The 21,900-nt window shown below is 71.3% G+C and carries 22 protein-coding genes; 14 read left to right on the top strand and 8 right to left on the bottom strand.

Annotation, left to right across the window (positions count from 1 at the left end):
• The first annotated feature begins 143 nt into the window (after window positions 1-143).
• The 8 genes from ACLQ21_RS04090 (at window position 144) to ACLQ21_RS04055 (ending at window position 8,105) form a co-directional block, all read left to right on the top strand.
• On the top strand, window positions 144-626 hold the full coding sequence (locus ACLQ21_RS04090) for a cation:proton antiporter regulatory subunit (RefSeq protein WP_425661746.1): 483 nt from the start codon (window positions 144-146) through the stop codon (window positions 624-626).
• A gap of 3 nt (window positions 627-629) precedes the next feature.
• Complete coding sequence (locus ACLQ21_RS04085) at window positions 630-1,781, top strand: cation:proton antiporter (RefSeq protein WP_425661744.1); 1,152 nt, start codon at window positions 630-632, stop codon at window positions 1,779-1,781.
• Between the two features lie 256 nt (window positions 1,782-2,037).
• The gene (dnaK, locus tag ACLQ21_RS04080) at window positions 2,038-3,903 is read left to right on the top strand and encodes a molecular chaperone DnaK (protein ID WP_425661742.1); all 1,866 of its coding nucleotides are present in this window, start codon (window positions 2,038-2,040) and stop codon (window positions 3,901-3,903) included.
• Window positions 3,900-4,604 (top strand): nucleotide exchange factor GrpE, encoded by a 705-nt coding sequence (locus ACLQ21_RS04075; protein WP_425661740.1) that lies wholly within the window; start codon window positions 3,900-3,902, stop codon window positions 4,602-4,604. The genes dnaK and ACLQ21_RS04075 overlap by 4 nt, the downstream gene beginning before the upstream one ends.
• A gap of 16 nt (window positions 4,605-4,620) precedes the next feature.
• Entirely contained in the window at window positions 4,621-5,565 is a 945-nt protein-coding gene (locus tag ACLQ21_RS04070; protein ID WP_425661738.1) for a DnaJ C-terminal domain-containing protein, read from the top strand.
• A complete protein-coding gene (locus ACLQ21_RS04065) occupies window positions 5,565-5,996 on the top strand; it encodes a heat shock protein transcriptional repressor HspR (RefSeq protein ID WP_425661736.1) in 432 nt (143 codons plus the stop codon). The genes ACLQ21_RS04070 and ACLQ21_RS04065 overlap by 1 nt, the downstream gene beginning before the upstream one ends.
• Before the next feature lie 292 nt (window positions 5,997-6,288).
• Complete coding sequence (locus ACLQ21_RS04060; RefSeq protein WP_425661734.1) at window positions 6,289-7,494, top strand: hypothetical protein; 1,206 nt, start codon at window positions 6,289-6,291, stop codon at window positions 7,492-7,494.
• The gene (locus tag ACLQ21_RS04055) at window positions 7,491-8,105 is read left to right on the top strand and encodes a hypothetical protein (RefSeq protein WP_425661732.1); all 615 of its coding nucleotides are present in this window, start codon (window positions 7,491-7,493) and stop codon (window positions 8,103-8,105) included. Before ACLQ21_RS04060 ends, ACLQ21_RS04055 begins: the two co-directional genes overlap by 4 nt.
• 97 nt (window positions 8,106-8,202) lie before the next feature.
• Here ACLQ21_RS04055 and ACLQ21_RS04050 read toward each other — a convergent pair whose 3' ends face one another.
• Window positions 8,203-8,688: an Hsp20/alpha crystallin family protein gene (locus ACLQ21_RS04050; protein WP_425661730.1), complete on the bottom strand. Its 486-nt coding sequence runs from the start codon at window positions 8,686-8,688 to the stop codon at window positions 8,203-8,205.
• A 243-nt stretch (window positions 8,689-8,931) separates the two neighbouring features.
• Between ACLQ21_RS04050 and ACLQ21_RS04045 the strand changes: the two genes are divergently transcribed.
• The 3 genes from ACLQ21_RS04045 (at window position 8,932) to ACLQ21_RS04035 (ending at window position 11,699) form a co-directional block, all read left to right on the top strand.
• Window positions 8,932-9,579, top strand: a complete 648-nt coding sequence (locus ACLQ21_RS04045; RefSeq protein WP_425661728.1) for a dihydrofolate reductase family protein — start codon at window positions 8,932-8,934, stop codon at window positions 9,577-9,579.
• A gap of 126 nt (window positions 9,580-9,705) precedes the next feature.
• Entirely contained in the window at window positions 9,706-10,407 is a 702-nt protein-coding gene (locus ACLQ21_RS04040; protein ID WP_425661726.1) for an ABC transporter ATP-binding protein, read from the top strand.
• Window positions 10,404-11,699, top strand: a complete 1,296-nt coding sequence (locus tag ACLQ21_RS04035) for an ABC transporter permease (RefSeq protein ID WP_425661724.1) — start codon at window positions 10,404-10,406, stop codon at window positions 11,697-11,699. The genes ACLQ21_RS04040 and ACLQ21_RS04035 overlap by 4 nt, the downstream gene beginning before the upstream one ends.
• A gap of 114 nt (window positions 11,700-11,813) precedes the next feature.
• Here ACLQ21_RS04035 and ACLQ21_RS04030 read toward each other — a convergent pair whose 3' ends face one another.
• Complete coding sequence (locus ACLQ21_RS04030; RefSeq protein ID WP_425661722.1) at window positions 11,814-12,413, bottom strand: uridine kinase family protein; 600 nt, start codon at window positions 12,411-12,413, stop codon at window positions 11,814-11,816.
• A 120-nt stretch (window positions 12,414-12,533) separates the two neighbouring features.
• Between ACLQ21_RS04030 and ACLQ21_RS04025 the strand changes: the two genes are divergently transcribed.
• The 3 genes from ACLQ21_RS04025 to ACLQ21_RS04015 are packed head-to-tail and all read left to right on the top strand — an operon-like array spanning window position 12,534 to window position 15,447.
• Window positions 12,534-13,211, top strand: coding sequence for a response regulator transcription factor (locus tag ACLQ21_RS04025; protein WP_425661720.1), 678 nt, complete (start codon window positions 12,534-12,536; stop codon window positions 13,209-13,211).
• On the top strand, window positions 13,204-14,562 hold the full coding sequence (locus ACLQ21_RS04020; RefSeq protein WP_425661718.1) for a sensor histidine kinase: 1,359 nt from the start codon (window positions 13,204-13,206) through the stop codon (window positions 14,560-14,562). The genes ACLQ21_RS04025 and ACLQ21_RS04020 overlap by 8 nt, the downstream gene beginning before the upstream one ends.
• Window positions 14,563-14,619: 57 nt before the next feature.
• A complete protein-coding gene (locus ACLQ21_RS04015; protein WP_425661716.1) occupies window positions 14,620-15,447 on the top strand; it encodes a hypothetical protein in 828 nt (275 codons plus the stop codon).
• Window positions 15,448-15,550: 103 nt separating this feature from the next.
• On the opposite strand, the gene ACLQ21_RS04010 is transcribed toward ACLQ21_RS04015, so the two are convergent.
• The 6 genes from ACLQ21_RS04010 to ACLQ21_RS03985 form a co-directional block, all read right to left on the bottom strand.
• Window positions 15,551-16,327: an alpha/beta fold hydrolase gene (locus ACLQ21_RS04010; RefSeq protein WP_425661714.1), complete on the bottom strand. Its 777-nt coding sequence runs from the start codon at window positions 16,325-16,327 to the stop codon at window positions 15,551-15,553.
• 63 nt (window positions 16,328-16,390) lie between these two features.
• Entirely contained in the window at window positions 16,391-17,770 is a 1,380-nt protein-coding gene (locus ACLQ21_RS04005; protein WP_425661712.1) for an NAD(P)/FAD-dependent oxidoreductase, read from the bottom strand.
• A gap of 16 nt (window positions 17,771-17,786) precedes the next feature.
• A complete protein-coding gene (locus tag ACLQ21_RS04000; RefSeq protein ID WP_425661710.1) occupies window positions 17,787-18,887 on the bottom strand; it encodes an ABC transporter ATP-binding protein in 1,101 nt (366 codons plus the stop codon).
• Between the two features lie 44 nt (window positions 18,888-18,931).
• A complete protein-coding gene (locus ACLQ21_RS03995) occupies window positions 18,932-19,753 on the bottom strand; it encodes an ABC transporter permease (RefSeq protein ID WP_425661708.1) in 822 nt (273 codons plus the stop codon).
• Window positions 19,750-20,694, bottom strand: coding sequence for an ABC transporter permease (locus ACLQ21_RS03990; protein WP_425661706.1), 945 nt, complete (start codon window positions 20,692-20,694; stop codon window positions 19,750-19,752). Before ACLQ21_RS03990 ends, ACLQ21_RS03995 begins: the two co-directional genes overlap by 4 nt.
• A gap of 81 nt (window positions 20,695-20,775) precedes the next feature.
• Window positions 20,776-21,894 carry an extracellular solute-binding protein gene (locus tag ACLQ21_RS03985; RefSeq protein ID WP_425661704.1) on the bottom strand — a complete coding sequence of 373 codons (1,119 nt, stop codon included), beginning with the start codon at window positions 21,892-21,894 and terminating at the stop codon, window positions 20,776-20,778.
• Window positions 21,895-21,900 lie beyond the last annotated feature (6 nt).

Here is a 21,900-nt window from a genome sequence, read left to right as displayed (position 1 = left end):
CGAGCGTAGGCCGCGAAGGCGAGCGCGCGGTGACCCGCGGCTGCGGCGTGCCGGTCCTGCCGCGGGTGCCCCGTCGCACCGGCAGCGAGACTGCGGCGGCAACCCGTCGCGTCGCGCGCCCCGGCCGGTGCGACAATGCCCCCGTGAACATCACGCAGACGCTGCTCCCGGGGGTCGGGATGCGCTACGACATGACGACGACCAGGGGCGTGCCGCTCTCGATCGTCGTGCATCGCGAGGGGCAGGCCGACGTGTGCGTGCTCAGCCGGGACGACCCCGACGACGTGCGCGTGCAGCTGTCGCTCGACGAGGACGAGGTGGATGCGCTGGCCGAGCTGCTCGGCGCGGCCAGGATCGCTGAGGGCATGCTCGACGTCACGCGCGAGATCCCCGGCCTCGAGTCGGCGCGGCTCTCGATCGACCCTGGCTCGCCGTTCGCGGGACATCCGCTCGGCAGCACCAAGGCGCGCACGCTCACGGGCTGCTCGATCGTCGCGATCGTGCGCGAGCACGAGGTGCTCGCGGCACCGGGACCGGACGAGCCGCTCGCCGCCGGCGACTCGCTCGTGGTGGTCGGCTCGTCGGCCGGCATCGACCAGCTGCGCGTCCGGCTGCAGCCGGTCTAGATCATGCACGACGTCGCCCCCCTCCTGCTCGAGCTGGGGGCCGTCGTGCTCGGGGTGTCGCTGCTCGGCCTGCTCGCGCACCGCATCGGCATCTCCCCGGTGCCGCTCATGCTGCTCGCCGGCGTCGGCCTCGGGACCGGCGGCGTCGTCGACATCACCCATGCGGAGGAGTTCATCGGCCCCGCCGCCGAGATCGGCGTGCTGCTGCTGCTGCTGATGCTCGGCCTCGAGTTCACCGCCGCGGAGCTCGCGCAGTCGCTCGCGCGGCACAGCCGCTCGGGGCTCATCGACTTCGCGCTCAACGCGGGTGCGGGCTTCCTCGTCGGGCTGCTGCTCGCGATGCCGCTGCCCGCGTGCTTGGCCCTCGCGGGCATCACCTGGGTGTCGTCGTCGGGCATCGTGGCGCGGCTGCTCACCGACCTCGGTCGGCTGGGCAACCGCGAGACCCCCGCGGTGCTCTCGATCCTCGTGATCGAGGACATCGCGATGGCGATCTTCCTGCCGGTGCTCATCGCGGTGCTCACGGGCGCCGAGTGGTGGCAGGCGCTCGGCGCGGTCGCGCTCGCGATGGGCGCGGTCGCGTCGATCCTCTTCGCCTCCCGGAGCGCCTCCGTCAGCCTCGGCAAGCTGCTCACGCATCCGAGCGACGAGCAGGTGCTGCTGCGGCTGCTCGGCATCACGCTGATCGTCGGCGGCCTCACGCAGCTGCTGGGCGCATCCGCCGCGGTCGGCGCCTTCCTCGTCGGCATCGCCGTGCCGTCGTCGCTCGCCACTCGCGCCCGCGCGATCCTGAGCCCCCTGCGCGACCTGTTCGCCGCGATCTTCTTCTTCTCCTTCGGCCTGCCGATCGTGCCGGCCGAGCTGCTGCCGGTGCTGCCGGCCGCCCTGCTGCTCGCGATCGTGACGACCGGCACGAAGCTCATGACCGGCTGGATGGCCGCCCGACGCGACGGCGTGCAGCGGCGCGGTCGGCTGCGAGCGGGTGCGGCGCTCGTGCCGCGCGGCGAGTTCTCGATCGTGATCGCCGCACTCGCGGTCGGCGCGGGCTACCCGCAGGTCGGCGCGCTCGCCGCCTGCTACGTGCTGCTGACGGCCATCGGCGGCCCGATCCTGGCGCGCTACATCACGCCGGTGAAGCGTCCCGCGATCGTCTGACGCTCGCACCGACTCACGGCGGATGCACAGCCCCCAAACTTGACCCACCTCGACTCAAGGTGGCAAACTTGAGCCATCGCGACTCAAGTCGGCGTCCAGCCGGCGGCGGTCGTGACTGCGGTTCCGGGGGACGAGCCCACCGCCAGCCGGCGCATCCGTGCGTCTGGGGGGATGTCGGTGGGCTCCTCCGCCGGAATCAGGCAGAGCACGCACAGCATTCGCAACCGCAGCACCGCTGCGAACAGGAGGCACAACCATGGCACGAGCAGTCGGCATCGACCTCGGCACCACCAACTCCGTCGTCGCGTTCCTCGACAACGGTGAGCCCACCGTCATCGCGAACGCCGAGGGCTTCCGCACGACGCCGTCGGTCGTCGCGTTCGTCAAGGAGGGCGAGACGCTCGTCGGCGAGCCCGCCAAGCGGCAGGCGGTCACGAACGTCGACCGCACCATCTCGTCGGTCAAGCGCCACATGGGTACGACCTGGTCGCAGGACATCGACGGCAAGAAGTACACGGCGCAGGAGATCTCGGCCCGCATCCTCGGCAAGCTCAAGCGCGACGCCGAGACGTACCTCGGCGAGAAGGTGACGGATGCCGTCATCACGACGCCCGCGTACTTCAACGACGCCGAGCGCCAGGCCACGAAGGAGGCCGGCGAGATCGCGGGCCTCAACGTGCTCCGCATCATCAACGAGCCCACGGCGGCCGCGCTCGCGTACGGCCTCGACAAGGGCAAGGAGGACGAGCTGATCCTCGTCTTCGACCTCGGTGGAGGCACGTTCGACGTCTCGTTGCTCGAGGTGGGCAAGGATGACGACTTCTCGACCATCCAGGTGCGCTCGACCGCTGGCGACAACCGCCTCGGTGGCGACGACTGGGACGACCGCGTCGTCGAGTGGCTGAAGAAGCGCTTCCAGGAGCAGACCGGCGTCGACGTCTCGAAGGACAAGATCGCGATGCGCCGCCTCAAGGAGGCCGCTGAGCAGGCGAAGAAGGAGCTGTCGTCGTCGTCGACCACGAGCATCCAGCTGCCCTACTTCTCGCTCACCGAGAACGGCCCGGCGAACCTCGAGGAGACGCTCACCCGCGCGCAGTTCGAGAACATGACGAAGGACCTGCTCGAGCGCACGCGCAAGCCGTTCGAGGACGTCATTCGCGAGGCCGGCATCAAGGTCGACGACATCGCGCACGTCGTGCTCGTCGGTGGCTCGACCCGCATGCCCGCCGTCACCGACCTGGTGAAGCAGCTCACGGGCGGCAAGGAGCCGAACAAGAGCGTGAACCCCGACGAGGTCGTCGCCGTCGGCGCCGCCCTCCAGGCCGGCGTGCTGAAGGGCGAGCGCAAGGACGTCCTGCTCATCGACGTCACCCCGCTGTCGCTCGGCATCGAGACCAAGGGCGGCATGATGACGAAGCTCATCGAGCGCAACACCGCCATCCCGACGAAGCGCTCCGAGACCTTCACGACCGCCGAGGACAACCAGCCCTCCGTTGCGATCCAGGTGTTCCAGGGCGAGCGCGACTTCACGCGCGACAACAAGCCGCTCGGCACGTTCGAGCTCACCGGCATCGCCCCGGCGCCGCGCGGCGTGCCGCAGGTCGAGGTCACGTTCGACATCGACGCGAACGGCATCGTGCACGTGTCCGCGAAGGACAAGGGCACCGGCAAGGAGCAGTCGATGACCATCACCGGCGGCTCGAGCCTCTCGAAGGAGGACATCGAGCGCATGGTGAAGGACGCCGAGGAGAACGCTGCGGCCGACCACGCCCGCCGCGAGGCCGCCGAGCTGCGCAACACCGGCGAGACGCTCGTCTACTCGGTCGAGAAGGTGCTGAGCGACAACGCCGAGCAGCTGCCGACCGACGTGAAGACGGATGTCCAGGCCGACGTGGATGCGGTCAAGTCGGCGCTCGCGGGCGACGACGACGAGGCCGTGAAGACGGCCGTCGAGAAGCTGCAGCAGTCGCAGTCGAAGCTGGGCGAGGCCATCTACCAGCAGGCGCAGGCACAGGCCCCCACCGAGGGCGACGAGCCCCAGGGGGAGCAGCCCGCCTCCGCCGAGGATGACGTCGTCGACGCCGAAGTGGTCGACGACGAGGACGAGAAGAAGCAGCAGTGAGCGAGCGCGAGGAGTCGAACATGCCCAACGAGCCGACTGAGCCCGTCGAGCCCGCTTCGACGCCCGGCGAGCCCCCTGCCACGCCCGACGCGCCGACGGACGCCGCCGCAGCCTCGGCTGCGGCGGCGGACGCCGCGGCCGCCGGCGCCGCGAACGACGCCGCTGCGGCAGCCGCCGACGCGGCGGACGCCGCGCCGGCCCCTACCGACGACCTGAGCGACGCCGACCGCGCCCTGCTCGAGGGCGAGGCCGCGGCCATCGAGGCCGAGCGGGCCGCCTTCGAGGCGAAGTCCGCCGCGCAGCTCGATGAGCTCGCGCGCCTGCGCGCCGACTACGTCAACTACCGCAACCGCACCGAGCGGGAGCGGGCGGGCGACCGCGACGCGACGATCGCATCCGTCATCACGAAGATGCTGCCGGCGCTCGACGACCTCGAGCTGGCGGACAAGCACGGCGACCTCGTCGAGGGCCCGCTGGCCATCGTGGCGCAGAAGCTGCGCGCGTCGTTCGACCAGCTGGGCGTCGTGAAGCTCGGCGAGGTGGGCGAGGCGTTCGACATCGACAAGCACGAGGCTGTCGCGCAGCTGCCGAACCCGGAGGTGACCGAGATGGTCGTCGCCGATGTCGTGCAGCTCGGCTACCGCGTCGGCGACCGCACGCTGCGCGCCGCCAAGGTCGCGGTGTTCGTGCCGGCCGAGTAGTCGGAGGGCGAGGCGCATGGCCAGCAACGACTGGTTCGACAAGGACTTCTACGCCACCCTCGGCGTGCAGAAGGATGTCTCGCCTGCCGATCTGAAGAAGCAGTACCGCAAGCTCGCGCGTCAGTTCCACCCGGACTCCAATCCGGGCGATGCGAAGGCGGAGGCCCGGTTCAAGGAGATCTCCGAGGCGCACGCGGTGCTCTCGGATCCGAAGCAGCGGCAGGAGTACGACGCGGTCCGCGCGATGGCCGGTGGCCGTCCGCGGTTCGCGCCGGGCGGCTCCGGCGGCTTCGAGGATGTCTTCGGCGGCTTCGGCGGCGGACCTCGCGTGCAGTACTCGCAGGGCGACTTCGACGACCTGCTGGGCGGCATGTTCGGCGGCGCGAGCCCGTTCGGCGCGCGCCGCCCCGCCAAGGGGCGCGACGTCACGGCGAGGGCGGCGCTCGACTTCACGTCGGCAGTGCAGGGCGACACGCTCAAGCTGACCGTCGGCGGCAAGACGATGACCGTCAAGGTGCCAGCGGGCGTCCACGACGGGCAGAAGATCAAGCTCGCCGGCAAGGGCGACCCGTCGCCCACCGGCGGAGAGCCGGGCGACCTCATCCTCACGGTGCAGGTGCGGCCGCATCCGGTCTTCACGATGGACGGCCTCAACCTGCGCGTCGACGTGCCCGTCACGTTCGCGGAGGCGGCGCTCGGCGCCACGATCGAGGTGCCCACGCTCGGCGGCGGCCCGGTGCGGCTCAAGGTCGCGCCCGGCACGCCCTCAGGTCGCGTGCTGCGGGTCAAGGGTCGCGGCGTCGCCGGCCGGAAGGGCACGGGCGACCTGCTCGCGACCATCCAGGTGGCGGTGCCGAGCCACCTCACGAAGGAGCAGGTCGAGCACCTCGAGCAGTTCGTCGAGGCGGGACCGAAGGAGTCGCCGCGCGCCGAGCTGCTCGCGAAGGCGAAGGCGGCCTGATGGCTCCCGTGCCGGCCGGCTTCGACGAGACGTCGCCGATCTTCTCGATCGCGGCGGCCGCCGAGCTGGCCGGCCTGCACGCGCAGACGCTGCGCCAGTACGACCGGCTCGGGCTCGTGCAGCCGAGCCGCACGGCGGGCAACACCCGCCGCTACTCGATGCGCGATGTCGGCCGGCTGCGGCAGGTGCAGCTGCTCTCGAGCGAGGGCGTCTCGCTCGAGGGCATCCGCCGCATCCTCGAGATGAGCGACGAGAACCGCGAGCTGCGGCAGCGGGTCCGCCACCTGGAGTCGGCGCTGGCGGATGCGGTGATGCAGCAGCAGGGACGCCGCGTCTTCGCGGCCGGCACGACGGGCATCACGACGATCCGCGCGGGCGCGCGCCCGTCGAAGCCCGGCTCGATCGTGCTCTGGCGCCCCACGACGCACTGACCCTCGCGCCGGGCGGGCGCCTTGCGGTACGCATCCGCGGGTGCCCGGCACGGCGACCCGCAGTTCGGTGCGGCCAGCGCGCAGGGCTGCGACGTTCCGGTACCCGTCTGCGGGTGCCGGAGCCGGCGACCCGCAGATCGGTGCGGGAAGCCCGGAACCGACCGTGGGGGCGGGGCCTCGCCTCCCGCCAATGCGTCGATGGGATGATGAGCCCGTGCAAGCAACGCCTCGGATCCCGGCCGTCCGTGCGGCCGCGGCCGCCGCACTCGAGACCGTCGAAGGCTGATCGATCGTGACGCTCTCGAATCCCGACGACCCTGCTGGCGCGCCGCCGCCGCCCGGGTCGAACACGCCCGTGCCCGCCGACGCGGCATCGCGAGCCGCCGCCGCGGGGCTCGCGCGCCGGCTCGCCGCGACGGCGCCGCCCGCCGCCGATCAGCTCGTGCCGGCCAAGGCGCTCGAGACGCGGGCGGAGGAGCGCGCGCGGCTGCGGCGCGAGCGGCTGGCGCTGGGTCCGGTCATCGTGCAGCCCCAGGTCGTCGCCAACCCCGCCGCTGGTCTTGCGCCGCAGGGGGCGATGCTGCCGCCCGGCTTCGTGCCCGCGGTCGCCGAATCGATGCCGCAGCGGCTCGTGCCGAGCGGCTTCGGCCAACCGCCGTACGGCCAGCCGCCATCCGGGCAGCTCGGCGATGGCCTGTCGCCGTACGCCCAGCCGGCCTACGGTCCGCCGGCCTATGGTGCACCGGCCTACGCCCAGCCGGGCTACGGCATGCCGTCGTACGGTGCACAGCCGCCGTACGGCCTGCCCGTCTACCCCCAGGTCGTCATGCTGCCGCCGCGCATCCGCTGGTCGAAGCGACAGCGTGCTGCCGCGCTCCTCAGCTCGTGGGTCGGGCAGACGCTCATGGCGCTCGCGACCCACTTCCTCACGACGTTCTTCCTGATCGTCGGCTTCGCGTTCCTCCTGCACGTCTCCGGCGACGACGTCGCCGAGTTCGAGGCCGACTCGTTCACGACGGTCGTGTCGCTCTGGTCGACTCCCGATCGGGTCTGGGCGACGGCGCTCATCGGGCTGCTGATCGGCGGCGGCATCCTCGCGCTTGGCTGGTTGACGAACGCGCTCTGGGCGAAGTCGGCGGGGCTCGCGAAGCCGCACCGCTCGACGTGGCTCGCGTGGCTCTGCACGACGGCGGCGACCGGGCTCGTCGGCCTCCTCGTCTGGCCGATGGCGCTGTTCGGCAGCCTCTTCTTCATCGTCGCGGCGAGCTCGGCGTCGTTGACGGTCGGCTCGATGTGGACGGCGCTGTTCACGCTCCTCGCCATCGCGATCGCGCTCACCGGCGGCGTGGGACTGCTGTTCGGCTGGCTGTACCTCGCCTCCGCACGACCGCGCATCGACTTCGCCGCGCTCGCCGAGGCAGAGGAGGCCGAGGCTCGCGCCCGCGACGAGGCGGAGCTCACCCGGGTGCAGCTGCGCGGCGACCCGGCTCGGCGATGAGCGTCGCGCGTCGCGCCGCATCGCCGGATCCGCTCGACGCCGAGCAGCGGACGGCGGTGCGCCGAGCCGGCGCGACCGGCCTCGCGCTCGTCGGGGCCGGCGCGAGCCTCGTCTGGGGGCTGCTGGTCGCGGCGCTCGTGCTGCTGATCGTGCGCTCCGCCGTCATCGACCTGTTCGACGACGTCGAGTGGGGTCGCTCGGTCGTCGACTGGATCGAGCAGCTCGACGTCACCCCTCTTGCGCCGCTCGTGCTGGGTCTCGTGCTGCTCGCCGTCGGCGCGATGGCGCTCGGATGCTGGCTCAGCACGCGACGGATGCGCCGTGCTGGCGTGCCGGAGGCCGCCGCCGTCACGCTCCGCGGCGCCGCCCTCGGCACCGCGCTGCAAGCGGTGCTGTCGACGCTCTCGAGCTGGCTGCTCGGGCTCGTCGTGCTGCTCACCGGCGTGGTCGGCTTCTGGCTCATCACGGCCGTCTACGTCGTCGGCTCGATCATCGCGTCGACGCTCATCGGCTGGCTCGCGGGGCCTCGCACGTGGCTCGCGATCGCCCGCCGTGAGGCGCGGCGGGCGGCCGGTACGCATCCGCCGCTCAGCAGTGCAGCGCCGGGTTAACCGCCTCACCGCGTGACGGCCGCGCCCCGTGCGCGCCCGCACACGCGGCGGCGCCCCCGTCCGCGGGGACGGGGGCGCCGCATCGGCCGTGCGACCGCTATCCCTCCGACGAGCTGCTCGCACCCGCCGTGGCCTCGCTCTGCTGCGAGCCGCCGGTGCTGATCGCCGACTGGCGATCGCGCTGCTCGACCGTGATCTTGCGGGGCTTCGCCCGCTCGGCGACCGGGATCGTGAGCATCAGCACGCCGTGCTCGTAGTGCGCCTGGATCTGCTCCAGGTCGACATCGTTGCCGAGCCCCAGCTGCCGCATGTAGCGGCCAGCCGGACGCTCCTGCGCGAGCCACTGCGCGCCGTCGGCGGAGCCGATCGTGCGCTCGGCCTGGATCGTCAGCGTGTTGGCGTCGACGTTCAGGTCGATCGAGCCCGGGTCGACACCCGGCAGGTCGACGTTCACGATGTAGTGATCGCCGGCACGGTACAGATCCATCGGCATCCAGCTCGAGGATCGCTCCGTGCCTCCGCTCGTCATCAGCCGAGCGGCCATGCGGTCCATCTCACGGAACGGGTCGAAGGTCAGTGCCATTGACAACCACCTCCTTGAGCGACGGGCCGCCGCCCCTGTGCGACGGTCCCCTGTGTCTGTGGCAGCCCCGGGGGGTCTGCCCCTCGGAGCGCAGCCAGATTAGCACTCGCGCAGTGCGAGTGCCAGTCGTTTTCAGCGGATTCACGGGCAGATCTGACCTCTTGCGAAGCGTTCCGTTACGGCGCATGCTCGGTTCGTCGCGGCCGCGCCGATGCCGCCGCGCGAGGATCGAGGGAGCGCAGCATGCGACTGATCGCGCACGAGTTCATGACGCTGGACGGCGTGATGCAGGGCCCCGGCGGGGCGGAGGAGGACACGAGCGGTGGGTTCCGGTACGGCGGATGGGTCGCCCCGGCCTTCGACGACACGGTCGGCGAGGTCGTCACGGGCTGGTTCGCGAGGACCGACGCCCTGCTGTTCGGCCGCGTCACCTACGGGATGATGGCCGAGTACTGGCCGCAGGTGACCGACCCCGACGACCCGGTCGCGCAGCGGCTCAACACCGCGCCGAAGCACGTCGTCTCGACGACGCTCAGCCAGGCGGATGCGTCGTGGCACGGCACCGAGAGCGTCATCGCGGACGACGTGGTGGCACGCATCCGCGCCCTCAAGGATTCCGGCGACGGCGAGCTCCAGGTGCACGGCTCGTGGCAGCTGCTGCAGACGCTGATCGCGGAGGACCTGCTCGACGAGCTGCGCCTCATCGTCTTCCCGACGGTCGTCGGCCCGGGCAAGCGGCTCTTCCACGACGTCGCCCGCCCATCCGGATTCGACGTGACCGATGTGCGCGTCGCCGACAGCGGCGCGGTCGCGATGACGCTCACCCCGGCCCCCTTCCGCACCGCGACCTACGTCGTCGTCGACGGCAAGGAGGTGCAGGTCGGGGAGTAGGCGCGCGGGGAGGACTCCGGCCAACCACCCCGAAGGGTAGGGCCAACCCCCGCACGCACCGCACGCCGCGACGAGACGATCGACGTGCTGCGACAGCCGCAGCCCACGAATCGAGGAGCGGCGCGCATGCCAGACCTGGTGCTCGAAGCAGAGTCCATCCACAAGTCCTACGGGCACGGCGCCGGCCGCTTCGACGCGCTCAAGGGGGTGTCGCTGCGCATCGGCCGCGGGGAGTCCGTCGCGATCGTCGGCAAGAGCGGCTCGGGCAAGTCGACGCTCATGCACATCCTGGCGCTGCTCGACGCGCCCGACCAGGGCGCGCTGCTCGTGGAGGGCGCGGATGCCGCCACCCTCGGCGCCGCGGAGATCCACCGGCTGCGCAACCGAGACTTCGGGTTCGTCTTCCAGCAGTTCTTCCTCGTGCCCGACGCGTCGGTGCTCGAGAACGTCGTGCTGCCGCTGAAGATCGCTGGCGTCGGCAAGCGGGAGCGCACCGAGCGGGGCATGGCCGCGCTGCGGGCGCTCGAGCTCGACGACAAAGCCCGCAACCGGGCCACCGACCTCTCCGGCGGGCAGAAGCAGCGGGCGGTCATCGCACGCGCCCTCGTCGGGGAGCCCACGGTGATCTTCGCCGACGAGCCGACCGGCAACCTCGACTCGGTCACGGGCGGCGTGGTGGAGGACATCCTCTTCGAGCTCAACCGCACCAAGGGCATCACGCTCGTCATCGTCACGCACGACCTCGAGCTCGCGGCCCGCTGCGACCGGCAGATCCACCTTCGCGACGGCCTCGAGGTCGCGCCCGAGCTCGAGGCGGTGGCGGCATGAGGGCCGGCGACGTCATCGCCTCGGCGGTGCAGAACACGTTCCGCAGCAAGCTGCGCACCTCGCTGACCGTGATCGCCATCTTCATCGGCGCGTTCACGCTCACGATCACGAGCGCGATCGGCGCCGGCGTCTCGAGCTTCATCGACGGCCAGGTCGGCGCGATCGGCGCTCCGGGCGTGCTCGCGGTGACGCCCGCGCCCGAGGACGGCCCCGTCGACGCGGGCCCCGCGGTCTACGACGAGGAGCGGTCGACCGGAGGCGTCACCGGCGTCGACGGCCCTCCCGGGTTCGCAACGGTCGGCATGAACCAGGCCGACCTCGACCGGATCGCCGACGTCGCCGGCATCACGAGCGTCACGCCGATGGTGTCGCTCACCGTCGACTACATCGAGGCAGGCGGCTCCGAGCAGTACGAGCTGCCCCTCGATCTCGCGTCGGGCGCGTTCGTCCCGGACATGGCCGCGGGCACCGCGGTCGCCGACGTCGACGAGCGCCAGGTGCAGCTGCCCGCCGACTACGTCGACGCGCTCGGCTTCGCCGACGCCGACGCAGCGATCGGCCAGCCGGTCGTGCTCGGTCTGACGGATGCCGTGGGCACGCGCCACGAGGTCGACGCGGTCGTCGTCGGGGTCATGAACCCCGGGCTGCTCGACATGGGCGCGGAGGCGAACCGAGCGCTCGCCGACGCGGTGCTCGCGGCGCAGCGGACAGGTGTCACGGGCGACGTGGCACCGGTCTACCTGATGGCGAACGCATCCATCGACCCCGCGTCGACCGCCGAGCAGATCGCCGCGATCAAGGCCGACCTGCTCGACGCCGGCTTCCAGGGCATGACGGTCGCCGACCAGATCGGCGCGTTCAAGACGGTCATCGAAGTCGTCACGAGCATCCTCAACGCGTTCGCGGTGATCGCGCTGCTCGCGGCGGGCTTCGGCATCGTCAACACGCTGCTCATGAGCGTGCAGGAGCGCACCCGCGAGATCGGGCTGATGAAGGCGATGGGCATGCGCTCCGGGCGCGTGTTCGGGCTGTTCTCGATGGAGGCCGTGTTCATCGGCTTCCTCGGCAGCGCGCTCGGCGTCGGCGTCGCCGTGCTGCTCGGCACGATCGCGAGCCCGATCCTCGCCGACGGCCTGTTCGCCGAGCTGCCCGGGCTCGAGATCGTGCGGTTCGAGCCGGTCGCGATCGCCGTGATCATGGCCATCGTGATGGGCATCGCCTTCCTGGCCGGCACGCTGCCCGCCCGCCGCGCGGCCAAGCAGCACCCGATCGACGCGCTGCGCTACGAGTAGCCGCGGCTGCTCCGCAGGTCGAGGGCCAGGTGCTCCTCTGAGGCGACTCAGGGAGCCACTGGCCCTCTACCTGTCGCAGGCCCGCGTCAGCGGGTACCTGTCGCAAGACCCGCCTCAGCGGGCGTGGGCCAGCATCCGCCTGGCCGCGCGGACGCGCACGGGCCGGCATCCCGCATCCGTCAGCCGAGCGACGATCACCGGCTCGCGGCGCGCGAGCAGCATCCCTCGCCGCACGAGGAACGCGGGCGACTTGCGGCGCTCGCGGAGGTCGCGCGCGAAGCGCAGTGCCATCGTCACCCAGCGGGAGCGGTGCACGCAGAGGGCGTCGGCGAGGATGCCGCGTCGCTGGGCGAGCGCGACGACCTCGCCGACGAAGACGCCCTCGGCGACGAAGAGCGGTGCGCCGTCGAGCGTGACGTCGCGAGAGCCGACGGATGCGCTGCGCGAGATGTCGTAGATCGGCGCGGCCGTGCGGCCGGTGCGGGCGAGCTCCTCGAGCGCGTCGATCGCCCGGTCGAGATGCCACGAGCCGGGGTGGTCCCAGTCGACCTCGCCGGTCTCGAGACGGGGGAGTGCGGGATCGTCGGCCTCGCGATAGAAGTCGTCGAGCCGCAGGACCGGCAGCCCCGACTGCTCGGCGATGCGCGACTTGCCTGAGCCGGAGGCGCCGCCGATGAGCACGACCTTGGCGAGGGGATCGTCGGCTGCAGGCACGGGCTCCATCTTCCCATGGCGTCGAGGCGCTCGCGTCGGCTGCGGTCGACCGACCCGACACGCTCGGCGTCCGGCGCCGGGTTCAGCGCCGCGTCAGCCGCGAGCGGCCATGCTCGAGACATGCGGGTGCTCCTGGTCGACGACGAAGCGCGCCTCGCCGAGGGCATCCGGCGCGGTCTGCTCGCCGAGGGGATGACGGTCGACGTGGCGAACAACGGCGTGGACGGCCTGTGGCGGGCGCGCGAGTTCGCATACGACGTCGTGCTGCTCGACGTCATGATGCCGGGCATGAGCGGCTACCGCGTCTGCCAGACGATGCGCGCCGAGGGCATCTGGACGCCCGTGCTCTTCCTCACCGCGAAGGACGGCGAGTGGGATGAGGTCGAGGGGCTCGACACGGGCGGCGACGACTGGCTCACCAAGCCCTTCTCGTTCCCGGTGCTCGTCGCGCGCATCCGGGCGCTCGAGCGTCGGGGCGGTCGCGAACGACCCGTCGTGCTCGAGGCCGGCGACCTGCGGCTGGACCCCGCCGCGCGCACGGTGCACCGCGGCGACGTGCGGCTCGAGCTCAGCGCCCGTGAGCTCGCCGTGCTCGAGCTGCTCATGCGGAGGCGGGGCGAGGTCGTCACGAAGCGCGAGCTGCTCGACGACGTCTGGTCCGACGACTTCGAGGGCGACCCCAACATCGTCGAGGTCTACGTCGGCCGCATCCGACGCAAGGTCGACCGCCCCTTCGATCGGGAGGCCATCGAGACCGTGCGCGGCTCCGGGTACCGGCTGGCGGCCGACGGTGGCTGAGCGCGCGCCGGGCGGAGGGCACGTGCGGCGGCGCGCATCCATCCGCCTGCGCATCATGGCCGCCGCGCTCGCGATCGTCGCGGTCGCGCTCGCGGCCGGCGCGGTGACGCTCGTCTGGACCCTCGAGCGGATGCTGCAGGCCTCCGTCGCCGAGCAGCTCGCCGACGAGCTCGACGCGCTCGCGCAGGGCGTCGACGAGGGCACGATCCAGACCGCCGCGCTCGTGCAGCGCGATGACGACGTGCTCGTGGCGCTCCGGTCGGAGGCGGGCGTCGTCGTGAACGCCGACCCCGCGGCTTCCGTGCCGGTGCCGGACGGGCCCGAGCCGATCGTGGCGTCGGTCGAGGGCGAGCGCTACGTCGTCGTCGCTGCCGACGTCGACGCCGGCACGATCGTGGTGGCTCGGTCGCTGGGCTCGGTCGACGACGCCGTGCGCTCGGCGACCGCGCTGCTCGCGGTCGCGGTGCCGCTCGCCGTCATCCTGGTGGGCACGGTGGTCTGGATCGTCGTCGACCGCGCCCTCGCACCGGTCGACCGCATGCGCGCCCAGGTCGACGCGATCGACGCCTCGGGCCTCGACCGGCGCGTGCAGACCACGAGCCGCGGCGATGAGCTCGACCGGCTCGCCGGCACCATGAACCGCATGCTCTCGCGCGTCGAAGAGGGCGCCCGCTCGCGGCAGCGCTTCGTCTCGGATGCGTCGCACGAGCTGCGGTCGCCGCTCGCGACGATGCGGCAGTTCGCCGAGCTCGCGCGCACCCACCCCGAGTCGGTGGCGCAGGACGAGCTGGCCGACGTCGTGCTGCAGGAGGGCGAGCGGATGCACGCCATCGTCGAGGCCCTGCTGCTGCTCGCCCGGCTCGACGAGCATGCTGGCGCACAGCGGGGGCCGGTCGACCTCGACGATCTGGCGCACGCGGAGGTCGAGCGCGTGCGCGCGCTCGGCCGAACGGTCGACGGCGCCGCCGTGCGCGTCGCTCCGGTCGTCGGGGACGCTCGACTGCTCGGTCGCGCGTGCCGCAACCTCGTCGACAACGCGCTGCGGCACGCGAGACACGGGGTCGCGATCGGGTCGGTGGTGCGTGACGGCAGGGCGATGCTCTGGGTCGACGACGACGGCGCTGGCGTGCCCGAGGCGCACCGGGAGCGGATCTTCGAGCGGTTCGTGCGGCTCGACGACGCGCGCGCTCGAGACGACGGAGGCTCGGGGCTGGGGCTCGCGATCGTGCGCGAGGTCGCGCGAGCGCACGGCGGCGACGCCTGGGTGACGGCCGCCCCGTCGGGCGGTGCGCGCTTCGTGCTCGAGCTGCCGGTCGCGCCGGGCCATCGCGACGCGCGCTCGACGCGCTGAATCCGCGTTCAGGATCGTTCAGTCTCGCGTCAGCGCCATTCGGGGAACGTGGTGGTCATGAACGAGCAGACTCCCCGCGATCCCTACCAGCCCGAGCACGACGGGGCCGAGGGTCCCGTCGCCGCGAACGACCCGGCCCCCCGCAACCCTGTCACGCCGACCGACGCAGACAGCGCATCCGCGACCGCGGTCTACGACACCGCGCCCGAGCCCGCGCAGAAGCGCGGCCGCGGCATCCTCAAGCCGATCCTCGTGGGTTCCGCAGCGGCCGCCGTCGTGCTCGCCGTCGCCGGTGTGGGCATGTCGATCGCCGACGCCGTCGACGACGGTGACGACCCCGCAGCCTCGACGTCGACCAGCGAGCCCGCGCAGCCCGGCGCGGCGCCCGGTGCCACGCCCAGCCCCTCGACCGGCGCCGACGACCACGGCGGCGACCGCGACGACGACGACAGCGACGACGGCGGCTCCGCCGCGCCCGCCGCGGGCGTCTCCTCCGAGCCGTCGGACCTCGCCGCGGCACTCGAGGCCGCCGTGCGGGCCGCCGGCGGCGGCTCGGCCACCAGCGTCGAGATCGAGGACGGCGGCTGGAAGGTCGACGTGCGGCTGGATGACGGCAGCGAGCTCGACGTGCGCGTGCCCGTCTCGGGCGAGCCGCTCGTCCGCGCCGATGACGACGACGACCGGTCGAGCGATGCGCCGCTCGACCCGACCCGCGTCGCCGACATCAGCGCCGCCGCGATCGCCGCGGCGGGCGGCGGCACCGTGCTGTCGATCGAGGCCGAGGACGACGAGCGGGTGCGCTTCGAGGTCGAGGTGCTCCAGGGCGGCGAGGACGTGGATGTCGACCTCGCCGACGACCTCTCGGTCGTCGCCGTCGACCGCTGAGCGGCCGCGCCTGCACGATCGCTCCGTCCGCCCTCCGACCGCCGCGACGCATCCGTGTCGCGGCGGTCGCTGCTGTGCCACCGCGCGATGCGGGGCTTCGACGTCAGGCCGCCGCGTCGCCCAGGAAGTGCTCGAGCAGTCCGGCGACGACCGCGGGCTGGACGGAGTGCACCCAGTGGCCGGCGTCCTTGACGGTCACGCGCCGCACGCGTGGGAAGCGCGCCTCCATCGCCTCGCGGTAGTCGTCGCGCACGTAGTCGGAGTCGGCGCCGGCGATCCACAGCACCGGCCCGTCGTACACGGCGCCGGTCTCGGGCCAGCCGCGCAGCTCGTCGAGATCGCGGCGCAGCACCTCGAGGTTCGGCAGCCAGCGCCAGCCGTCGCCCTCGCGGCGGAGATTGGTGAGCAGGAAGGCGCGCACGCCGTCATCGGGGACGGCGCTCGCGAGGGCTGCGTCCGCATCGGAGCGTGAGTCGATGGCGTCGAGGTCGATGCCGAGCATGGCGTCGATGAAGCCGCGGAACTCGTCGCTCCCGCGGTACGCGACCGGCGAGACGTCGACGACGCAGAGCCGCTCGACGAGCTCCGGGTGGCGCAGCGCGGCGAGCATCGCGGCCTTCCCGCCCATCGAGTGGCCGACGAGCGCGGTCGGCTCGTCGATGAGGCCCGCGACGGCATCCGCCATCTCGACGTAGTCGAGCCGGTCGGTCCACGCGGAGCGACCGTGGTTCGGCATGTCGACGAGCGTCACGCGGTGCCGCTCGGCGAGCGTCTTCGCGATCTGGGTCCAGTTCTTGCCCTGCCCGAACAGGCCGTGGCAGAAGATCACCGGGGAGCCCTGCTCGCCGAGCCTCGTGGTGTGGAGCGGGCCGGTCGTCATGCGTCCACGCTATCGGCGGCGGATGCGTCGTCCGCTCGAGAGCTTCCTCCGCTCGTCGGCGGATCAGTGCTGGTGCACGCGACCCGACACGATGTCGGCGACGGTCGCCAGGGCCGAGGTGCGCTGCTTCCCTCGGTACTCGATGCGATCGGCTGTGCCGTATGCGCCGTAGATGACGCGAGTCGCGATCCAGCGCAGCGGCTCCGGCTCCCACTGCCGCACGGTGTGGCCGACCCAAGGCAGCTCGACCAGCTCGCTGTGCTCGCCGAGGATGAGGTCGCGCAGCGTGCGGCCAGCCAGGTTCGTGGCCGTGACGCCCGTGCCGACGTAGCCGCCCGCATGTCCGATGCCGGTGACGGGATCGAAGTCGACGGTGGACGCCCAGTCCCTCGGGACCCCGAGCGTCCCAGACCACAGGTGCTCGATGGTGATCCCTCGCAGCGGGGGGAAGAACCGCATCAGCAGGTCACCGAGCGTGCGAGCCGTCACCGGCTGCGTCTGCCCGTCGTCGTCGGTCTGCGAGTTCCAGCGGTAGGGAACGCCACGGCCGCCGAAGGCGATCCGGTCGTCGGCGGTCCGCTGCGCGTACATGTACACGTGTGCCAAGTCGCCGAGCAGCTCTCGGCCGTGCCAGCGAATGCGATCCCACTGCGCGCCGCTGAGCGGTTCGGTGGCGATCATCGAGGAGTTCATCGGCAACCACTCGCGGTGCAGCCCCTTGATGCCCGCGGTGAATCCCTCGGTCGCTCTCACGATCGCCTGGGCCCGTACGGTGCCCCTGGCGGTGATCGCCTCGCGCGGACGGATCTCCAGCACCGAGGTCGACTCGTAGATCTCCACCCCGAGGTCCGCGACGGCGCGGGCGAGACCTGCTGCGAGCTTGGCCGGGTGGATGCGTGCAGCGTGCGGCTGCCACGCGCCGGCGAGCGTCCCGTCCACATCGATGCGCGCTCGCGACTCCGCAGCGCTCAGCACCTCCCAGTCCGTCCCGCGCCACGTGCGCTCGGCCTTGAGCATGGCCTGCAGCCGCCGGACCTGCGCGGGCGTGTACGCCACCTCCAGGCTGCCGCCCTTGACGATGTCGGCATCGATGCCCTCCGCGGCCGCGACCCTCATCACCTCATCGATGGTGTCGTTCATCGCGAGCTGGAACCGCTGGGCGCTGTCGCGGCCGTGCGTCCGCACGTACTGCTTGAGGCCGCCCGTCACCGAGTTCGTGAGCCAGCCGCCGTTGCGCCCGGATGCGCCGAACCCGCAGAACCGCGCCTCCAGGATCGCGATGCGCCAGTCCGGGCGGGCCTGCTTCAGGTAGTAGGCCGTCCACATCCCGGTGTAGCCGCCGCCCACGATCGCGACGTCGACGTCGAGGTCGCCGTCGAGTGGTGGCTTGGGCGTCGGCAGGCCGATGGAGGTCCACCAATGCGAGACGTTTCCGTTGATCATGTGTGCGCGCTCCGTTTCAGGTCGCCGAGACGGCTTCGACCGGGGTCTCGGTGTCGGCCAGGAGGACCGCGTCGTCGGGCGCCCAGCCGAACATCACTCGGTCGCCGATGCGTGCTGCCGCGGCCTCGCGCTCCGGCACCCGCACGATCGCCGTGCCGTGCTCGGTGGCGATGTTGTACTTGCGCGCCGGGCCGAGATAGACGATGTCCTCGATCGTGCCTTCGATGCGATTCACGGCCCGGTCCGGGAGACCGGTGCCGTCCGGTCCGGAGATGGCCAGGTTCTCCGGGCGGATCAGCACCGCCCCCCGACCTGACGGGATCGATCCCGTGACCTGCAGCCCGCGGCCGGCGGCCGTGAAGCGGCCGTCCGCGAACGTGCCCTTGATCACGGTGGACTCGCCGATGAAGCGGCCCACGAACAGGGTCTCGGGCGCGTCGTACAGGTCGTGCGCGCTGCCGATCTGCTCGATCCTGCCCTCGTTGAACACCGCGATCCGGTCGGAGAGCACGAGCGCCTCCTCCTGGTCGTGCGTGACGTAGATGAACGTGCTGCCGAGCTCGCGGTGGATGCGACGGAGCTCGAGCTGCAGCCATTCGCGCAGCTTCTTGTCGAGCGCGCCGAGCGGCTCGTCCATCAGCAGGATCGGAGGGCGATAGACGACCGCGCGCGCCAGCGCGACACGCTGCTGCTGACCGCCCGAGAGCTGTCGCGGGTAGCGATCGGCGTAGCTGCCCAGCCGCACCATCTCCAGGGCAGCCTGCACGGCCGTCGTCCGCTCGGACTTCGACATCTTGCGCTGCTTCAGCGGGAACTCCACGTTCCCGCTCGCCGTCATATGAGGGAAGAGCGCGTAGTGCTGGAAGACGACGCCGAGATTGCGCTCGTGCGCCTGCAGCTTCTCGAGCGGCTCGCCGTCGAGGAGCATGCTGCCCTCGGTCGCCTCGATGAATCCGGCGATGAGGTTGAGGGTGGTCGTCTTCCCCGACCCCGAGGGACCCAGGAACGTGAGGAACTCGCCTCGACGCACGTCGAGATCGACGCGCTCGAGCGCGGTGGCTTCGCCGTAGCGCTTGACGAGGCCACGCAGGCTGAGGATGGTCGAGTCGTTCTCCATGAGAGCTTCCTTACCCGTGTTCCGGTCGGTGGCAAGCGCTGGCGTCATTGTTCGTCCTCCGGCACGACGGCGCGACGTCGTCCGAGCGGGACGACGACGAACCGGTAGAGAAGGAATCCGAGGATCACGGAGACCAGGATGAGCGTGGCGGCCGCCGCGATCGTCGGGTCGGTCGACCTGGTGACGCTCGAGTACATGGTGATCGGCAGGGTCTGCAGCGCAGGGCTCACCATGAACTGCGACACGATGACCTCGTCGAAGCTCGTGACGAAGGCGAAGACAGCGCCGGCTGCGATACCGGGTGCGATGAGCGGCACCGTGACCTTGAAGAACGTCGCGATGCGCTTCGCGCCGAGGCTCGCGGCAGCGAGCTCGAGCGTGCGGTCGTAGCCCACGAGGGAGGCGTTGACAGCGATCACGACGAAGGGGATCGCGAGGCACACGTGCACCAGCACGAAGCCGAACATCGTCCCGACGAGGTCGGTGACGAGGAAGAAGGTGTAGATGCCGGCCCCGGCGATGATCGCGGGGACGATCATCGGGGTCAGCATGAGCCCTTGCGCGAGCCTTGCGAGCCTGCTGGTCGAGCGGTTGATCGCGAGCGCCGCGATCGTGCCCAGGGGTGCCGAGATCACCGAGGTCAGCACACCGATCAGCACGGAGTTGCCGAGCGAGCTGAGCCAGCTCCGGTCGGTGAAGAACTGCTCATACCAGCGCGTCGAGAATCCCTGCGGCGGGAACTGGAAGCTCGCGTTCTCGGCGAACGAGATCGGCACCACGACGAACATCGGCGCGACGAGCCAGATCGAGGTGATGACGGCGAAGATCGCGAGCAGGACGGACGGCCGTCGACCGGTGTCGTTCATGCCTTGCTCCCTCCCACCATGCTGGACACCGCATCCCCGCCGGCGCGCCTCCCGATCAGCCCCGCGATGCCGAGGATCACGAGTGTCACGACCAGCAGTGTGAGTGCGATCACCGCTCCGTGGCCCCACTGGCCGAGGCCCTGCACCTGGCCCTGGATCAGTGTCGAGAGGAACGTCTCCTGCGAGCTCCCGAGCATGGCCGGTGTGATGTAGAAGCCGAGCGCCAGGACGAAGCAGAGCAGCGCACCAGCGGCGACGCCCGGGAGCGACAGCGGCAGGTAGACGCTGAGGAAGGCCTTCGTCCGCGTTGCGCCCAGGCTCTCGGCGGCAGTGAGCAACCGCCGATCGATCTGCGACATCGTCGAGTACATCGGCAGCACGACGAACGGCAGCAGCACTTGGGCCATGCCGATGAGCACCGCGGTCGGCGTGCGGAGGATGCCGAGCTGCTCGACTCCGAAGAGGGCGAAGAAGTCTCCGATCGGTCCGCTGTCCTGCAGCAGCAGGACCCATGCGAACGTCCGCACCACGGTGCTGGTGAGGAAGGGGATGAGCACCGCGAGCATGAGCAGCCCTCGAACGCTGGGCGACGTGGACGTCATGAAGTACGCGAAGGGGTAGGCCACGAGCACGCAGATGACCATCACCCAGAAGCTGATCGCGATGGTGCGCCAGAGCACCTCGACGTTGACCGGCTGGCTGAAGAACCACTCGAAGTTCTGCAGGCCGGGCTGCGGATCGGTGAAGGCTCCGACGAGCACGGCGAGCATCGGATAGAAGTAGAAGATCGCGAGCACGAGGAACGCCGGCGCGAGCGCCAGCAGGAGCATGCCCCTGCCGTTCGAGGAGCGGCCGGCAGGCTTGGACTCCGGTTGGCCACCCGTCGCGATCGCTCGCGTGCTCAGTGCCGAGAACTGCGACGTGTCGGCGCTGCTTGCCATGAGGTTCCCTCTTCCCCGGTGCGTAGGAGTACGGGTCGGGTTCCCGCTCCGATCATCGAAGCGGGAACCCCGCGACGTGAATCAGCCGCCTGCGACGATCGAGCTCCAGCGGTCCTGCAGCGGAGCCACGATGGCGGCGTCCGCCCAGAACTCGGTGGCGACGGGCACGCTCGCGTCAGCCTTGTCCGGAGCCGTCACCAAGTACTGCTCGGTGAGCTCGTCGATCTCAGGCGCCGAGTTCACGTTCGCCGGCGAGTACCCCGTGGCTTCGGTGAATGCCGCCTGCTGCTCTGCGCCGAGCGCGTAGTTGATGGCGTAGTACGCGGCTTCGCGGTTCTCCGTGCCCTTGACGATCGCGAAGTAGTCGATGACGCCGATCCAGTTGTCCCAGCTCGTGGTGAGAGGAGCATCGTTCTGCGCGGCTGCGAGGATGCGCCCAGTCCAGGCGGCGCCCATGACGGCCTCGCCCGACTCCAGCAGCTGCTGCGCCGAGGCGCCCGTGTTGTAGAACACCACCGAGTCGGCGATCTCCTCGATCTTGTCGAGTCCTGCGCTCGCCCACTCCTCCGTGAACGGCGTCGACGGATCCCAGCCGGCCGCGATCGCAGCGCCCTGCACCATCGGAGCGTCGATGTTGCCATCGCCGTTGTAGAAGGTGCGGTTGCCGGGGAACGCCTCGGTGTCGAAGAAGTCCGCCCAGGTCGTGGGTCCGGCCTCACCGAAGGTGTCGGCGTTGTAGGTGATGGCGACGCCGTAGACGATCGACGGCACGCCGCAGTCCAGCAGCGGGATGCTCTCGGGGATCTCCGACACATCGAGCTTCGACATGTCGAGCTCCTCGAAGAGTCGGCCGCACTCGCGCTCGATCTGGTCGGCGTAGCTCGAGACGAAGTCCCACTGGATGTTGCCGGAGGTGACCTGCGCGTCGATCTTCGCCATCGTCTGCGGTGAGTCCTGGTTGAAGCTGACGCCCGAGGCGCTCGAGAACGGGTCGAACCAGGCCGTCATCATGCCGTCCTGGGTGCTGCCGCCGTCGCCCGCGAAGGTGAGCGTGTGCCCGTCGAGCACGCCCTCCGGCACGCTTCCCAGGGTTGGATCCGTGATCTCGGGCACCGGCTCCGCCGAGCCGCCGCCCGCACAGCCCGTGAGGGCGAGCACCGCGCTCGCCGCGATCGCCGCGCCTCGTACGAAATGCTTCATTGCATG

It is taken from the genome of Agrococcus sp. DT81.2, assembly GCF_049844935.1.
GTDB lineage: Bacteria > Actinomycetota > Actinomycetes > Actinomycetales > Microbacteriaceae > Agrococcus.
This window is presented reverse-complemented; position numbering and strand designations above follow the sequence as displayed.

Coding starts and splice junctions, on each gene's coding strand:
- ACLQ21_RS04035 (WP_425661724.1), top strand. CDS start 10,404: ATGAGGGCCGGCGACGTCATCGCCTCGGCGGTGCAGAACACGTTCCGC.
- ACLQ21_RS04000 (WP_425661710.1), bottom strand. CDS start 18,887: ATGGAGAACGACTCGACCATCCTCAGCCTGCGTGGCCTCGTCAAGCGC.
- ACLQ21_RS04040 (WP_425661726.1), top strand. CDS start 9,706: ATGCCAGACCTGGTGCTCGAAGCAGAGTCCATCCACAAGTCCTACGGG.
- ACLQ21_RS03985 (WP_425661704.1), bottom strand. CDS start 21,894: ATGAAGCATTTCGTACGAGGCGCGGCGATCGCGGCGAGCGCGGTGCTC.
- ACLQ21_RS04055 (WP_425661732.1), top strand. CDS start 7,491: ATGAGCGTCGCGCGTCGCGCCGCATCGCCGGATCCGCTCGACGCCGAG.
- ACLQ21_RS04085 (WP_425661744.1), top strand. CDS start 630: ATGCACGACGTCGCCCCCCTCCTGCTCGAGCTGGGGGCCGTCGTGCTC.
- ACLQ21_RS03995 (WP_425661708.1), bottom strand. CDS start 19,753: ATGAACGACACCGGTCGACGGCCGTCCGTCCTGCTCGCGATCTTCGCC.
- ACLQ21_RS04010 (WP_425661714.1), bottom strand. CDS start 16,327: ATGACGACCGGCCCGCTCCACACCACGAGGCTCGGCGAGCAGGGCTCC.
- ACLQ21_RS04070 (WP_425661738.1), top strand. CDS start 4,621: ATGGCCAGCAACGACTGGTTCGACAAGGACTTCTACGCCACCCTCGGC.
- ACLQ21_RS03990 (WP_425661706.1), bottom strand. CDS start 20,694: ATGGCAAGCAGCGCCGACACGTCGCAGTTCTCGGCACTGAGCACGCGA.
- ACLQ21_RS04045 (WP_425661728.1), top strand. CDS start 8,932: ATGCGACTGATCGCGCACGAGTTCATGACGCTGGACGGCGTGATGCAG.
- ACLQ21_RS04050 (WP_425661730.1), bottom strand. CDS start 8,688: ATGGCACTGACCTTCGACCCGTTCCGTGAGATGGACCGCATGGCCGCT.
- ACLQ21_RS04065 (WP_425661736.1), top strand. CDS start 5,565: ATGGCTCCCGTGCCGGCCGGCTTCGACGAGACGTCGCCGATCTTCTCG.
- ACLQ21_RS04005 (WP_425661712.1), bottom strand. CDS start 17,770: ATGATCAACGGAAACGTCTCGCATTGGTGGACCTCCATCGGCCTGCCG.
- dnaK (WP_425661742.1), top strand. CDS start 2,038: ATGGCACGAGCAGTCGGCATCGACCTCGGCACCACCAACTCCGTCGTC.
- ACLQ21_RS04025 (WP_425661720.1), top strand. CDS start 12,534: ATGCGGGTGCTCCTGGTCGACGACGAAGCGCGCCTCGCCGAGGGCATC.
- ACLQ21_RS04015 (WP_425661716.1), top strand. CDS start 14,620: ATGAACGAGCAGACTCCCCGCGATCCCTACCAGCCCGAGCACGACGGG.